Genomic DNA, 13973 nt, shown 5'->3' on the forward strand with positions numbered 1-13973 from the left:
AGCGCCCAAGGAATCAGTCGCCCAGCGCCACCCCTTCGCGGCGCGGGTCGGCACCGGCCGACCAGCCCTCAGGCGTGCGTTGGATGACCTGGGTACCGCTGGTCATCGTCATCGGCGTTACCTCATGGCCCAGCGTCTGGAGCGCATGCACCAGCTTCGGGCTGACCAGGCCCGCCTCCACTTCGGTGCCGACATTGCGGCTGCCGAAATTGGGCAGATTGATGGCCTGCTGAGGGTCGAGCTGCCAATCCAGCAGCCCGATCAGCGCCTTGTTCACGTAGCCGATGATCTGCGAGCCACCGGGCGAGCCGAGGCTGGCCACCAGCTCGCCGCTCTGGCGAGAAAACACCAACGTCGGCGACATGGACGACAGCGGCCGCTTGCCCGCCTCGACGCGGTTGGCGACCAACCGGCCACCTTCGCTCGGCACGAAGGAGAAATCGGTGAGGTGATTGTTCAGGACGAACCCCTTGACGAACAGGTGCGAGCCGAACGCGGCTTCCACCGAGGTGGTCATGGCGACGGCCCCGCCCTGCTCGTCGACTGCCGAGACATGGGACGTGGCGACGCGCAACGGCGAGCGGTCCGGGGCCAGCGACAGGTCGGCGCCAGGTGGGGACCCGGCCTGCGCGTGCTTCATGCTCCGCGCACCGATCAGCCTGGCGCGTTCGGCCAGGTAGGCCTTGTCGAGCAAGCCCTGGGTATTGACCGGGACATAGTCGCTGTCGCCCAGGTACTGGGCGCGATCGGCATAGGCCAGACGCTCGGCCTCGGCAATCAGGTGAACCGCCGTGGGTGTCGGCTCCAGGCCCGCCAGGGACGGTACCGGCACGGGCGGCATGCGTGCGAGGTCCAGCCGGGGCGTCGCCGTTTGCAGCGCTTCGAGAATGCCCAGTGTCTGCAGCACGGCGACCGCACCGGAAGACGGCGGCGGCATGCCGCAGATACGCCAGGCCTTGTAGGGGCCACACAAGGCGGTGCGGGGCTTGGCCCGGTACTGGCGCAGGTCCTCGAGTGACAAGACACCAGGGTTGGCGTGGCCACGTACGGCGGCCACCATCGCCTCGGCAACCGCCCCGGTGTAGAACCCATCCGGGCCCTGGTCGGCGATCAGTTCCAGGGTCTGGGCAAGCTCGGGATTTTTCAGCAGCGCGCCAACCGCCAGCGGCTTGCCCTGGGCATCGAGGAAATAGCGAGCCATGCTCGGCGAACCGGCAATGAAGGCGTCGGAGGCCAGCAATGTATGCAGGCGGCTGGAAACCGGGAAGCCCTCGCGCGCCAATTCGATGGCCGGCGCGAAGAGGTCGCGCCACGGCAACCTGCCATGCTGCTCATGGGCCAGTTTCAGCGCCCGCAGCACGCCAGGCACCGCGACCGAGCGACCGCCGATCTGGGCATCCCTGAAGGCCATGGGTGTGCCGTCCTGCTTGAGGAACAGGTCTGGAGTAACACCGCTGGGGGCGCTTTCGCGACCATCGAACGCCTGCACGTTCCGGCCGTCCCAATACAGGATGAACGCCCCACCGCCAATGCCGCTGGACTGCGGCTCGACCAAGGTGAGCACCGCCTGCATGGCGATTGCCGCATCGATGGCGCTGCCACCGGCACGCAACATGGCCCGCCCCGCCTCGCTGGCCAGCGGGTTGGCTGCAGCGGCCATATGGCGGCTGGCCTGAGTAGGTACCAGGCCTGCACGATAGCCGGAGGCAAGTTCCGGTGCAGGTGGCAGGGAAGGCGGCCCTGCCCGCCCGCCCCAGCCGCAACTGGTCAGGGCCAGGAGGCAGCAGAGAGCAAGCGGCAGTGTGTGCGAAGGCCTTTTCAAGCGTGACGTCCTGTAATCGAGGGGCAACATGTGCCAAAAACAGCGATTTTAGCCGAACCTGCGTGAAAAGCTGCAAAGCGACTCGTATCAAGAAATGCACTGCATGCCATGCGGATAATTAACTTCCAAGCCGACCTGTGGTTTTCCTAGGATGAAATCCGGTCAATCAGGAGCCCAGCCCATGCGCTTGCCGTTCGCCACTGCCCTCTTCGCCTTGTTCACAAGCTTCGCTGCCCACGCCGAGACCTCTGCCATGGATATCCAGTTGCTCGATGCCGCCCAACGTGGCGATGCCACAGCCGTACGCCACCTGCTCGACCAGGGGGCCACAGTGGATGCCCGCGACAGCCAAGAGCGTACGGCGCTGCTGGTCGCCACCCGCGCCAACCGCGTGGACGCGGCCAAGGCGCTCATCGAGGCCGGCGCCGACGTCAACGCCAAGGACAATATCCAAGACAGCCCCTACCTGTATGCCGGCGCCCGCGGCCTGAACGACATCCTGCGCCTGACCCTGGATCACGGGGCCGACCTCAAGAGCACCAACCGCTACGGCGGTACGGCATTGATCCCCGCTGCCGAGCGCGGGCATGTCGAGACCGTGCAGCTGCTGATCGATGCCGGCGTCGACGTGGACCACCTCAACCGGCTGCACTGGACCGCCCTGCTCGAAGCGGTGATCCTCGGCGACGGCGGCCCACGTCATGTAGAGATCGTGCGTCGTCTGCTGGCGGCCGGTGCGGACCCGATGATCACCGACAAGGATGGCGTGACGGCCTTGGAACATGCGCGCCAGCGTGGTTATCGGGAGATGGTGTCGCTATTGGAAAAGTAGGTTCCCCCACTGCTCCCACAGTGCTCGTGCGAACCGCTGCTCTTTACGATGTTCCGCCTTCCCTGTCGGAACATGGCCCGGAACGGCTTGCTTGACGTATACGTCAACCTGCCTTTAGCTTACGGCTATCCACTCTTCCGAGCCCGAGCATGAGCACCCAGACCTACAGCATTTCCGACCTGTCCCGCGAACTGGACATCACCACGCGCGCGATCCGCTTCTATGAGGAACAAGGCCTGCTCAGCCCTGAGCGTCGGGGGCTGGAACGCATCTATTCAGCGCGTGACAAGGTCACCCTGAAACTGATCCTGCGGGGCAAACGCATTGGTTTTTCATTGGCCGAGTGCCGTGAGCTGATCGAGTTGTACGACCCCAGCGGCGGCAACCTCAAGCAGCTGACCAGCATGCTCGCCAAGATCGCCGAACGTCGCGCCCAGCTGGAGCAGCAAATGCTCGACATCCAGCAGATGCACCTGGAGCTGGACACCGCCCAGGAGCGCTGTGAACAGGCCCTGGCCGCCACCTTGAACAAGCAGAACCACAACAACAGCCATTGATCCGCCACAGGAATCCCGCCATGTCATTGCCCCAGAATGTCCGCCTGGTCGAGGTCGGCCCACGCGACGGCCTGCAGAACGAAGCCCAGCCCATCAGCGTCGCCGACAAGGTCCGGCTGGTGGATGACTTGACCGATGCTGGGCTGTCTTATATCGAAGTGGGCAGTTTCGTCTCGCCCAAGTGGGTACCGCAGATGGCGGGCTCGGCCGAGGTATTCGCGGCGATCAGGCAGCGTTCAGGCGTGACCTATGCCGCACTGGCGCCCAACCTACGCGGCTTCGAAGATGCCCTGGCGGCGGGCGTGAAGGAGGTGGCGGTATTCGCGGCCGCCTCCGAGGCGTTTTCCCAGCGCAACATCAACTGCTCGATCAGTGACAGCCTCAAGCGCTTCGAGCCGATCATGGACGCAGCGCGCAACCACGGCGTACGCGTGCGTGGCTATGTCTCCTGCGTGCTGGGCTGCCCCTATGAAGGCAAGGTCAGTGCCGAGCAGGTCGCGCCGGTGGCCCGTGCACTGCACGAGATGGGCTGCTACGAAGTCTCCCTGGGCGATACCATCGGCACCGGTACCGCAGGCGACACCCGCCGGTTGTTCGAGGTGGTTTCGGCCCATGTGCCGCGCGAGCGGTTGGCCGGGCATTTCCATGACACCTATGGCCAGGCCCTGGCCAATGTCTATGCCAGCCTGCTCGAAGGCATCCAGGTGTTCGACAGCTCGGTCGCAGGCCTGGGCGGCTGCCCCTATGCCAAGGGTGCTACCGGCAACATCGCGACCGAGGACGTGGTCTACCTGATGCAGGGCCTGGGTATCGAGACCGGCATCGACCTTGCGCGACTGATCGCCGCTGGCCAGCGCATCAGCACGGTGCTGGGCCGCGACAATGGGTCGCGGGTCGCACGGGCCTATAGCGCACGATAAATCATCGAGGTGTCACATTCGTGTGGGTGGAGTGTTACCTCCCCCACGTTTGCCAGCGAAAAATCGGGTAACAGGGAAACAAATCGGCAGATTTTCAGGTACCCCGATTTCTCAGGCATCACCCAAGCCTTTGATTTTAAAAGGTTTTAAAAAGTTGGCACGGCACCTGCTTTGTCTCTGGCATAACAAGAACAAAAACGCGATACCCAATAAAAACAACAGGTAACGGCTCTGACATAACAAGAACAACACGGCAGAGGCGTAGCAAGCAGATTTTTTTGGAGTAAACACGCTTTTCAGGGGTTCGCCCCGCGGTCTGGCACAGAACAATAAAACTACCTTCAGGTAGCGGCAGCCAGGTTCGGATCAGCAATGATGAAGGCAGGTCGGCGCTCAAAAAAATACGTTTGCTCTTGTGCCCCGAATGGGGGCCACCCGCGGTACAGAGGCAAAGGCTGACAAAAACAACAACAGGCCAGTCTCCAATAATAAAAAAAGAGCACGCAACAACGCTTATGAGGGGAGCTTCGGCTCCCCTCAGTGCTTCCTGTCATCCCCTTCCAGCTTCTCCTCCTCGCCCTCGATCTTCTCCACCAGCACCGGCATGCTGCCCAGCACCAACAGCGCCAATACCGTGCTGATCACCGCCGTGGCTTCGCGGCCCATCCCGGCGGCGGTACCGATGGCGGCGGTCATCCACAGCCCAGCGGCGGTGGTCAGGCCTTTCACATGGCTGGTGTCCGTGCCGTTTCCCTTGAGAATGGTACCGGCACCGAGAAAGCCGATGCCCGCGACAATGCCCTGGATCACTCGGCTCAATGCCTGTTCGTTCGCGCCGGCCATGCTCGGCGCCAGTACGAACAGCGCCGCGCCCAGGGATACCAGCATATGCGTGCGCACGCCCGCCGATTTGCCCTTGTGCTCGCGCTCGAAACCCAGCACCGCGCCCAGAAGCGCCGCCATGATCAGGCGCACGAGGACTTGGGTGACCTCGCGCACATCGGTGATGTCGGCGAATTCAGCCTGTATCGCCTGCCATATCGTGTACCACCAAGGATCCATGCTGTGCCTCCCAGGTTGTGCATCACCCTTTTATGCACCGTTCCCCTGTAGGTTGACCGTTGCGCCTGCCCGGAGTGCGATCGGCCCCGCCGAGCGGAACGATGCAGCAACCGCGAACCTGGTGCGGTCACAACCGATGACTGTCACAGGAGGAATTCGCCATGCCCGTTGAAATCGATGAAACCACCCGTCGCTGCACGCTGATCGGCGAGGACCTGCGCCTTGAGGCCGAAGGCCCGGACATCGAGATCGTCACCGATGAACAGCTGCGCATGTCCGTGGCGCTGCTTGCCGGCCAACGCGTCCCCATTACCGAGACCGAAGCCGACGCGCTCACCGTGGCCGGTGCGCTAGATAGTCGCAGGCATCTGAAGGCCAGCGCGCCAGGCTCCGTGATCTAAGGGCTGCGCGACAATCCACGACCATCTGATACGGTTTTTATCGCGCCACCTGAGTCTGTGCTGAAAACAGACCACGCCTCATAGTGAACGGGCCTGATCGAACCAGACGAGCACCGCGCCATGAGCGATAAAATCCCCAGCCAGGTCATCGAGGTTGCCGCGCCGGTACAAAAGCGCAAGGCCCTGGATGACAGCGGCATCCACACCCGCAGTTTCACCGGCCTGTACCGTAACCTGCGCATCGGCTTTGCCGGTGCGCTGTTCGTGTTGTTCTTCGGCACCGCCTGGCTGAACTGGAACGGTCGCCAGGCAGTGCTCTGGGACCTGTCCGAGAGCAAGTTCCATATCTTCGGCGCGACCTTCTGGCCGCAGGACTTCATCCTGCTGTCGGCGCTGCTGATCATCTGCGCTTTCGGCCTGTTCGCCATCACCGTATTCGCCGGCCGCGTATGGTGCGGCTACAGCTGCCCGCAAAGCGTCTGGACGTGGTTGTTCATGTGGTGCGAAAAGGTCAGCGAAGGTGATCGCAACCAGCGTATCAAGCTTGCCGCAGCCCCCTGGAGCCTCGAGAAAGTCGCACGCCGTGGCCTCAAGCATGGCCTGTGGTTGGCCATTGGCGTGGTCACCGGCCTGACCTTCGTCGGCTACTTCACCCCGATCCGCGCTCTGGCCATCGACCTGTTCACCTTGCAGCTGGGCGGCGTACCACTGTTCTGGGTCGTCTTCTTCACCATCGCCACCTACCTCAATGCCGGTTGGTTGCGCGAGGCCGTATGCCTGCACATGTGCCCTTATGCGCGCTTCCAGAGCGTGATGTTCGACAAGGACACCCTGGCGGTGGCCTACGACCCGCGCCGTGGCGAAGCCCGTGGCCCGCGCAAAAAAGGCAGCGACCCGCAGGTCCAGGGCCTGGGCGACTGCATCGACTGCACCTTGTGTGTGCAAGTCTGCCCCACCGGCATCGATATCCGTGATGGACTGCAGATGGCCTGCATCGGTTGCGCCGCCTGCATCGATGCCTGCGACGGCGTGATGGACAAGATGGGCTACGCCCGCGGCCTGATCGGCTACAAGTCCGAACACAACCTGCACGGTGGCAAAACCCACTGGCTGCGCCCACGCCTGCTCGGCTACGCCGGCGCCCTGCTGCTGATGGTCGGCGCCCTCAGCGTGGCCTTGGACATGCGCCCGATGGTGTCGCTGGATGTGATCAAGGACCGCAGCCTGTTCCGCGAGAACGCCCAGGGCCAGATCGAGAACATCTACCTGCTCAAGATCATCAACAAGACCCAACAGCCGCAACAGTATCACCTGCGCCTGGTGGAGGCCGAAGGCTTGGAGTTGAACGCCAAGACTGTATTCGCCATCCCCGCCGGCGAAATGAATGAGTTGCCGGTGTCGGTCGCCCTGCTCGCCGAGCGCCCGGCCGACAGTACCCAGGAACTGATCTTCGAAGTCTGCGCACTGGGCGCGCCATCGACCTGCAGCCAGGCCCGTAGCCGCTTCGTCGCACCACTGAACCGCTGATCCCTTACACTGATGTGTCACCTGCCTGCCGAGCCACGATGAAACGCTACGAACGATTCGCCGACGACATTGCCGAACTGATCCGCTCCGGGGTGCTCGCCCCTGGCCAGCGCGTGCCCTCGGTGCGCTACGCGAGCCAGACCCATGGGGTCAGCCCGTCCACGGTGTTCCAAGCCTACTACCTGCTCGAGCGTCGCGGCCTGATCCGGGCCCGGCCGCGCTCGGGCTATTTCGTCAATGCCCACGCGCCACGCCAGTTCAGTGAACCTCTCGCCCAGGCACCGGTCAGTGAGTCCACCGACGTGGATGTCAGTGCCTTGGTGTTTTCCATCCTCGACTCGATCAAGGACCCGCACACCGTGCCGTTCGGCTCGGCCTTCCCCAGCCCGGAACTGTTTCCGCTGCAACGTCTGTCGCGCTCACTGGCCAGTGCCAGCCGCGCCATGGACCCGCAGATGGTGGTCACCGACCTGTCGCCGGGCAATCCACAGCTACGGCGGCAAATCGCCCTGCGCTACATGGTCACAGGCCTGATGTTGCCGATGGAGGAGCTGCTGATCACCAATGGCGCGCTGGAAGCCCTGAACCTGTGCCTGCAGGCGGTCACCCAGCCCGGCGACCTGGTGGCCATCGAGGCACCAGCTTTCTATGCCTGCCTTCAGGTACTGGAACGGCTCAAACTTAAGGCCGTGGAAGTTCCGGTCCATCCACGCGAAGGCATGGACCTGGGAGCGTTGGCCCAGACCCTGGAGAAACACCCGATCAAGGCCGTGTGGTGCATGACGAATTTCCAGAACCCGGTAGGTGCCAGCATGCCGGAGGCGAAGAAACAGGAACTGGTCGAACTGTTGCGCCGCCACCAGGTGCCGCTGATCGAAGACGATGTCTACGCGGAACTCTATTATTCGCAGCAAGCGCCCAAGCCGGCCAAAGCATTCGATACCGATGGCCTGGTGATGCATTGCAGTTCGTTCTCCAAGAGCCTGGCCCCCGGCTACCGCATCGGCTGGGTGGCGGCCGGGCGTTTCGCCCAGAAGATCGAACGGCTCAAGCTGATGACCTCATTGTGCGCCTCGATGCCGGCCCAGGCGGCCATTGCCGACTATCTGCAGCACGGCGGCTACGACCGGCATCTGCGCAAACTGCGCTACGCCCTGGAGGGCCAGCAACTGAGCATGCTCGGCGCAATCGCCCGGCACTTTCCGGCCCAGACCCGGGTCAGCCACCCCACCGGTGGATATTTCCTGTGGCTGGAACTGCCCGAACAGATGGACGCCCTCAAGCTGTTCCACCTGGCCCTGGCCCAAGGCATCAGCATCGCACCGGGGCCGATCTTCTCGCCGACCCGACGCTTTGGCAATTGCATTCGCCTGAACTACGGCAGCCCTTGGCACGACACCGCGGAACAGGCCATGGAGACGTTGGGGAAGATCGTCAGGTCATTCTGACAGACCTGCATGCCGGCTACGGGAAGCGGCCTAGCGCCCGCCCCCCAGATCGATGAAGCTGCCTGTCGAATAGGATGCCTTGTCCGACAGCAGCCACATGATCGCCTCGGCCACCTCTTCAGGCCGCCCGCCTCGCCCCATCGGCAGGCCAGGCTCAAGCTTGGCCACACGGTCCGGGTCACCGCTCAGGGCATGAAAGCCGGTGTGGATGTAGCCGGGGCGTACGCCGTTGACCCGCACGCCCTCGCCTGCTACTTCCTTGGCGAGCCCCAGTGTGAAGGTATCCAGCGCGCCCTTGGAGGCGGCATAGTCGACGTACTCATTGGGCGAGCCAAGCCGTGCCGCCACCGACGACACGTTGACGATCGCCCCGCCCTGCCCGCCATGACGACGGGCCATGCGCAGCAAGGCGTGCTTGGCACACAGCATCGGCCCGACCACGTTGGTCTTCATCACCTTGAGCAGGCGGAATTCGGACATTTCCTCGACCCGGCTCTGCTGGCCAATGGTCCCGGCGTTGTTGACCAGCGCGGTAACCGGGCCAAGCTCCTGGTCGACGCGGTGGAACAGCTGGGACACTTCATCCTCGACACTGGCATCGGCACGCATGGCGATGGCCGTGGCGCCCAACGCGCGCACCTGGGCCAATACCTGTTCAGCGGCCTGGTCGTCGGCGTGGTAGTTGATGCAGATGCGGTAGCCCTGTTGTGCCGCCAGCAGCGCCGTGGCAGCGCCGATGCCACGGCTGGCACCGGTGATGACGATGACCTTCTCCATGAATCCGCCAATTGCTCTGGGAATGGATTCCCGACAATAGGGGAAAAGGCGATGCTTGTGAATGCCCTCGAAGGGCGCAGGGCGAAAGCGGCTCCCACAGGCTTCACACAGCTATCAATGCCCAGCCGAAGCCGGCGCCGCCTTGGCGGTGAACGGCGGTCGCGCCAGCCACACCAGCAGGATCAGGCCGGCGAACACCCAGGTCATCAAGGTGAAATAGTCCACCGTCGACATCATGTAGGCCTGGCCGTTGAGGATGCGCTCCAGTTGCGCATAGCTCTGTGGGTTGGCCCCGCCCAGCTGCCCCAGGGCATGCTGGGTCGCCGGATCGTACTCGCTGATGTGCTCGCTCAGGTAGGCATGGTGTTGCTCGGCGCGGCGGATCCATATCCAGGTGGTCAGCGATGCGGCGAAGCTACCGCCCAGGGTGCGCAGGAACGTCGCGAGGCCCGAGCCGTCGGCGATCTGATGTGGGGGCAGGTCCGACAGCAGGATGCTCAAGGTCGGCATGAAGAACAGCGCCACGCCAATGCCCATGAACAGCTGCACCAGCGCCACGTGCTGGAAGTCCACCTCGTTGGTGAAGCCTGCGCGCATGTAGCAGCTGGCACCGATCGCCAGGAAGGCCAGGCCCGCCAGCAGGCGCAGATCCACCCGATGCGCGTACTTGCCCACGAAGGGCGACAGGACCACCGGCAACAGGCCGATCGGCGCCACCGCAAGGCCCGCCCAGGTGGCGGTATAGCCCATCTGCGTCTGCAACCATTGCGGCAGGATCAGGTTGATGCCGAAGAAGCCGGCGTAGCCACCGACCATCACCAAGGTGCCCACGCGGAAGTTGCGGTGCACGAACAGCCGCAAGTTGACCACCGGATGGCGGTCGGTCAGCTCCCAGATCACGAAGATCGCCAGGAATACCACCGAGACCAGGCTGCCCACGACGATGAACGACGACTCGAACCAGTCCAGGTCGTTGCCCTTGTCCAGTACCACCTGCAACGCCCCGACACCGATGATCAACGTCAGCAGGCCGATGTAGTCCATAGGCTGGCGGCTGGTGGTGACCGGCCGTGTACGCATCTGCTGGCGCACCACGGCGGCGGCGAACAGGCCGATGGGCACGTTGATGAAGAAGATCCACGGCCAGCTGTAGCTGTCGGTGATCCAGCCGCCGAGAATCGGCCCGGCAATCGGCGCCACTACCGTGACCATGGCCAGCAAGGCCAGCGCCATGCCTCGCTTGGCGGGTGGGTACACGGCGATCAGCAAGGTCTGGGTCATGGGGTACAGCGGCCCCGCGACCACGCCCTGGAGCACGCGAAAAGCCACCAGCTCCGGCATCGACTGGGCGATCCCGCACAGGAACGAAGCCAGCACGAACAACAAGGTGGCCCAGATGAACAGCTTCACTTCGCCGAAGCGCCGGCTCAACCAGCCGGTCAGCGGCAAGGCGATAGCGTTGCTCACGGCGAACGAGGTGATCACCCAGGTGCCCTGCTCATAGCTCACGCCGAGGTTGCCGGAGATGGTCGGCAGGGCCACGTTGGCGATGGTGGTGTCGAGCACCTGCATGAAGGTGGCCAACGATAGGCCAATGGTGGTCAGCAGCAGACTCGGCGGGGTGAACTGCGCGGGCGCGTTGTTGCTCATCGCTGGGCCGTCTTGCCGCTGGCGCTGTTCTCGTGGATCAGCCGGGCGATCAGCTCATCGGCTTCGGCCAGCTGGCGGTCATACACCTGGGTGGCATAGCTGGCCTGCTGCGGAGGTTGCTGGGCCAATGCCGGGCCACTCTGATCGTGCAGGTCGACCTCCACCACCGTGGACAGGCCGATACGCAGCGGGTGTTGCTTGAGCTGCTCGGGGTTGATGTGGATACGCACCGGTACCCGCTGGACGATCTTGATCCAGTTACCGGTGGCATTCTGTGCCGGCAACAGCGCGAAGGCGCTGCCGGTACCGGCACCAAGGCTATCGACCGTGCCACTGTACTTCACGTCGCTGCCGTACAGGTCGGCGGAAATCTCCACCGGCTGGCCGATGCGCATATCGCGCAGTTGGGTTTCCTTGAAGTTGGCGTCGATCCAGACCTGGTCCAGGGGAATCACCGCCATGGTCGCCACACCCGGTTGCAGGCGCTGGCCCAATTGCACGGTACGTTTGGCCACGTAGCCGGTAACCGGTGCCACCAGCGTGGTACGGGCATGGTCAAGGTAGGCCTGGCGCAGGTCGGCGGCGGCGGCCATGACTTCAGGGTGCGACGACACCACGGTGTCGTCGACCAGCGCAGTGCTGGTATTGAGCTGCTGGCGGGCGCTGTTCAGGGCGCTCTGGGCAACGCTCAGGTCATCGCGGGCATGGGATATTTCCTCGGCTGCGATCGCCCCGCTGTCGGCCAGCACCTTGCGCCGCCGGTAGTTGTCCTGGGCCTTCTGCAACTCGGCCTGGCGCGTCTGCAACTGGGCCTTGAGGGCATCGACATTGCTGTACAGCCCGCGCACCTGGCGCACGGTGCGTGCCAGTCTGGCTTCGGCGGCCTGCAAGGCCACCTCGCTGTCGGCGGGGTCGAAACGCAACAGCACCTGACCTTCGCGCACCAGATCGCCATCGTCGGCACCGATGCTGGTGACGGTACCGGTCACCAGCGGTGTGATTTCCACCACGTTGCCGTTGACGTAGGCGTCATCGGTGCTTTCGTGCCAGCGCCCGACCAGGGCATACCAGGCCCAGGTGGCGGCGCCTGCCAGGATCAGCACCAGCAGCAAGCCCAGCAGCCAGGCCTTGCGCGTGCGCGTGTTGTCCGGCGCAGGTGCTGGGGTGGGAGTGTCAGCGGAAGTGGCCATGACAATACCTTGGAAAGAGTCGTGGGAAGATCAACGATTGCCGAAACGGCGAATCGTCAGGGGGTCGCCGGCGCTCAGCAGCACCTTGGCCAGCAGACCCTCGAGGGTCTTGAGCTCCTCGGGCTGCAAGGCGCCGACCAGCTCATTCATTGCCGCAGCACCGATCTCCGGCAGCCGATCGGCCAGGCGCTGGCCATCCTCGGTCAACGCCAGGCGAACCTGGCGGCGATCCTCGGGGCAACGGTTGCGCAGGATGAGGCCCTTCTGCTCGAGGCGATCGAGCATGCGAGTCATCGAGCCGCTGTCCAGGCCGAGGTAGCGGCACAGTTCGGCTGGGGTATCCACGTCGTACTGGGTGACGATGATCAGCACCTTGAACTGCGCGGCAGTGACGCCGTCTGCTTCCAGGTGCCAATCGAGGATGCGGTCCTTGAGCAACGCGGCACGCCCCAAGAGCATGCCGATGGCGCAGGTCTGGAAGTTTTCCGGCGAGAAATGAGACATGACGAAGGCCCGGGGCAATATGTGTAGAAATATTACTGCCTAGGCAGTGAATGTCAAAGCCTTGATTAGCCTGCTATGTAAAAGTTCGGCAAGACGCTCTATCAGATCGCCTGGATCCGCCGGAATCGCGATGAAAAAAACAGGCATCTGATAGTCGTTCGCCATTATCTTGGTTCTCGACACTCCCCGGTCGAGGGTAGAATGCGCAAAACCGGGAGCCGCAATGAACCACGATCGCTTGACCCCCACCCCAGACGATGCCCTCGCCGACGCGGCCGCCCACTGGTGCATGCGGCTGCATGCCGACGACTGCACGGCAGCCGAGCGCGAGGCATTCCAGCGCTGGCTGGCGGCCGACCCACGGCACCAGGAGGAGTATCAAGCGATGCTGGAGATCTGGCATACCGCCGAACGCTTGCCCCCTACCGCTACAGTGGTGGACTTCAACCCACGCGCACGGCCCGTAACGCGCCAACACACCTGGCGCCCGCTGGCTTCGGCTGCAGCAGTGCTCCTGCTCGCCCTGCCCCTGGCTGGCTGGGTCGGCTGGGAACAAGGCTGGCTGCCCAACCGCTACCAGCACGTCGAAAGCGACGGCAAGGTGCAGCAGGTGACCCTGAGCGACGGCAGCGTGGTCGAGCTCAACCTGCACACCGAGTTGCGCTACCTGAATTACAAGGACCGGCGCCAGGTCACCTTGGTCAAGGGCGAGGCGTTCTTCAAGGTCAAGCACGACAGCCGCCACCCGTTCATCGTCCGGGCAGGCAGCGGCCAAACCCGGGTCACCGGGACCCAATTCAATGTCTGGAAGCATGAAGACCAGGTCAAGGTGACACTGGTGGAAGGCTCGGTGCTGGTCACCAGCCATGGCGCCGATGACGGCTACCGCCTTGGCCCTGGCATGCAGGCCAGCTACCGCACCGGTGACTTCGAGCCGGTGCTGGCGCAAACCGACGATTCCGGCAACAGCCTGGCCTGGCGCAGCGGCAAACTGATCCTGGACAACCTCACCCTGGCCCAGGCCCTGCCAGTGATCAACCGCTACCTGGACAAGCCCTTGCGCCTGGCTGACGAGAGCACGGGCAAGATCCGCGTCAGCGGGGTGTACAGCATCGACGAGGTGGAGCGCCTGGTGGATAACCTGCCGAAGGTGCTACCGGTCTACTTGACGCGTAGCCAGGACGGCAGCACCGTGCTCAATCGCATCTCCCCACCGGCCAGCCGAGGGTGAGCCTGAAGCGTTCGCCGCAACAGCTTCGGCGCCTTTGAAATAGAGCGCCGCA

13 protein-coding genes are annotated in these 13973 nt (G+C 63.8%); 7 read left to right on the plus strand and 6 right to left on the minus strand.

Going from position 1 to position 13973, the window contains the following annotated elements; translation table 11 throughout:
- Positions 1-13: 13 nt before the first annotated feature.
- Positions 14-1822 carry a gamma-glutamyltransferase gene (ggt, locus tag AC1MHZ_RS21330; protein ID WP_482966894.1) on the minus strand — a complete coding sequence of 603 codons (1809 nt, stop codon included), beginning with the start codon at positions 1820-1822 and terminating at the stop codon, positions 14-16.
- A gap of 181 nt (positions 1823-2003) precedes the next feature.
- Between ggt and AC1MHZ_RS21335 the strand changes: the two genes are divergently transcribed.
- From AC1MHZ_RS21335 to AC1MHZ_RS21345, 3 genes are all read left to right on the plus strand, one after another.
- Positions 2004-2654, plus strand: a complete 651-nt coding sequence (locus tag AC1MHZ_RS21335) for an ankyrin repeat domain-containing protein (RefSeq protein ID WP_084856979.1) — start codon at positions 2004-2006, stop codon at positions 2652-2654.
- Between the two features lie 149 nt (positions 2655-2803).
- Positions 2804-3211 carry a MerR family transcriptional regulator gene (locus AC1MHZ_RS21340; protein ID WP_084856977.1) on the plus strand — a complete coding sequence of 136 codons (408 nt, stop codon included), beginning with the start codon at positions 2804-2806 and terminating at the stop codon, positions 3209-3211.
- Between the two features lie 20 nt (positions 3212-3231).
- Positions 3232-4131, plus strand: a complete 900-nt coding sequence (locus AC1MHZ_RS21345) for a hydroxymethylglutaryl-CoA lyase (RefSeq protein ID WP_084856975.1) — start codon at positions 3232-3234, stop codon at positions 4129-4131.
- Between the two features lie 537 nt (positions 4132-4668).
- Here AC1MHZ_RS21345 and AC1MHZ_RS21350 read toward each other — a convergent pair.
- Complete coding sequence (locus tag AC1MHZ_RS21350; RefSeq protein ID WP_324814621.1) at positions 4669-5193, minus strand: MgtC/SapB family protein; 525 nt, start codon at positions 5191-5193, stop codon at positions 4669-4671.
- A 161-nt stretch (positions 5194-5354) separates the two neighbouring features.
- Between AC1MHZ_RS21350 and AC1MHZ_RS21355 the strand changes: the two genes are divergently transcribed.
- From AC1MHZ_RS21355 to mapR, 3 genes are all read left to right on the plus strand, one after another.
- Complete coding sequence (locus AC1MHZ_RS21355) at positions 5355-5594, plus strand: DUF3203 family protein (protein ID WP_084856971.1); 240 nt, start codon at positions 5355-5357, stop codon at positions 5592-5594.
- Between the two features lie 120 nt (positions 5595-5714).
- A complete protein-coding gene (gene ccoG / locus AC1MHZ_RS21360; RefSeq protein WP_368829594.1) occupies positions 5715-7121 on the plus strand; it encodes a cytochrome c oxidase accessory protein CcoG in 1407 nt (468 codons plus the stop codon).
- 38 nt (positions 7122-7159) lie between these two features.
- Complete coding sequence (gene mapR / locus AC1MHZ_RS21365) at positions 7160-8569, plus strand: GntR family transcriptional regulator MpaR (protein ID WP_324814629.1); 1410 nt, start codon at positions 7160-7162, stop codon at positions 8567-8569.
- A 30-nt stretch (positions 8570-8599) separates the two neighbouring features.
- Here mapR and AC1MHZ_RS21370 read toward each other — a convergent pair whose 3' ends face one another.
- The 4 genes from AC1MHZ_RS21370 to AC1MHZ_RS21385 form a co-directional block, all read right to left on the minus strand.
- The gene (locus AC1MHZ_RS21370; RefSeq protein WP_482966895.1) at positions 8600-9346 is read right to left on the minus strand and encodes an SDR family oxidoreductase; all 747 of its coding nucleotides are present in this window, start codon (positions 9344-9346) and stop codon (positions 8600-8602) included.
- A gap of 114 nt (positions 9347-9460) precedes the next feature.
- Entirely contained in the window at positions 9461-10996 is a 1536-nt protein-coding gene (locus tag AC1MHZ_RS21375) for a DHA2 family efflux MFS transporter permease subunit (protein ID WP_084856963.1), read from the minus strand.
- Positions 10993-12186 (minus strand): HlyD/EmrA/EmrK family protein, encoded by a 1194-nt coding sequence (locus tag AC1MHZ_RS21380; protein ID WP_084856961.1) that lies wholly within the window; start codon positions 12184-12186, stop codon positions 10993-10995. The genes AC1MHZ_RS21375 and AC1MHZ_RS21380 overlap by 4 nt, the downstream gene beginning before the upstream one ends.
- Before the next feature lie 30 nt (positions 12187-12216).
- The gene (locus AC1MHZ_RS21385) at positions 12217-12690 is read right to left on the minus strand and encodes a MarR family winged helix-turn-helix transcriptional regulator (protein ID WP_084856959.1); all 474 of its coding nucleotides are present in this window, start codon (positions 12688-12690) and stop codon (positions 12217-12219) included.
- A gap of 223 nt (positions 12691-12913) precedes the next feature.
- Here AC1MHZ_RS21385 and AC1MHZ_RS21390 point away from each other — a divergent pair, with 223 nt between their 5' ends.
- Positions 12914-13921 carry a FecR family protein gene (locus AC1MHZ_RS21390; RefSeq protein WP_482966896.1) on the plus strand — a complete coding sequence of 336 codons (1008 nt, stop codon included), beginning with the start codon at positions 12914-12916 and terminating at the stop codon, positions 13919-13921.
- Positions 13922-13973: the final 52 nt, after the last annotated feature.

The sequence above is a fragment of the Pseudomonas sp. FA-1 genome (assembly GCF_056856075.1).

Coding starts and splice junctions, on each gene's coding strand:
- AC1MHZ_RS21390 (WP_482966896.1), top strand. CDS start 12,914: ATGAACCACGATCGCTTGACCCCCACCCCAGACGATGCCCTCGCCGAC.
- AC1MHZ_RS21370 (WP_482966895.1), bottom strand. CDS start 9,346: ATGGAGAAGGTCATCGTCATCACCGGTGCCAGCCGTGGCATCGGCGCT.
- AC1MHZ_RS21340 (WP_084856977.1), top strand. CDS start 2,804: ATGAGCACCCAGACCTACAGCATTTCCGACCTGTCCCGCGAACTGGAC.
- mapR (WP_324814629.1), top strand. CDS start 7,160: ATGAAACGCTACGAACGATTCGCCGACGACATTGCCGAACTGATCCGC.
- AC1MHZ_RS21345 (WP_084856975.1), top strand. CDS start 3,232: ATGTCATTGCCCCAGAATGTCCGCCTGGTCGAGGTCGGCCCACGCGAC.
- AC1MHZ_RS21375 (WP_084856963.1), bottom strand. CDS start 10,996: ATGAGCAACAACGCGCCCGCGCAGTTCACCCCGCCGAGTCTGCTGCTG.
- AC1MHZ_RS21335 (WP_084856979.1), top strand. CDS start 2,004: ATGCGCTTGCCGTTCGCCACTGCCCTCTTCGCCTTGTTCACAAGCTTC.
- AC1MHZ_RS21380 (WP_084856961.1), bottom strand. CDS start 12,186: ATGGCCACTTCCGCTGACACTCCCACCCCAGCACCTGCGCCGGACAAC.
- AC1MHZ_RS21350 (WP_324814621.1), bottom strand. CDS start 5,193: ATGGATCCTTGGTGGTACACGATATGGCAGGCGATACAGGCTGAATTC.
- AC1MHZ_RS21355 (WP_084856971.1), top strand. CDS start 5,355: ATGCCCGTTGAAATCGATGAAACCACCCGTCGCTGCACGCTGATCGGC.
- ccoG (WP_368829594.1), top strand. CDS start 5,715: ATGAGCGATAAAATCCCCAGCCAGGTCATCGAGGTTGCCGCGCCGGTA.
- AC1MHZ_RS21385 (WP_084856959.1), bottom strand. CDS start 12,690: ATGTCTCATTTCTCGCCGGAAAACTTCCAGACCTGCGCCATCGGCATG.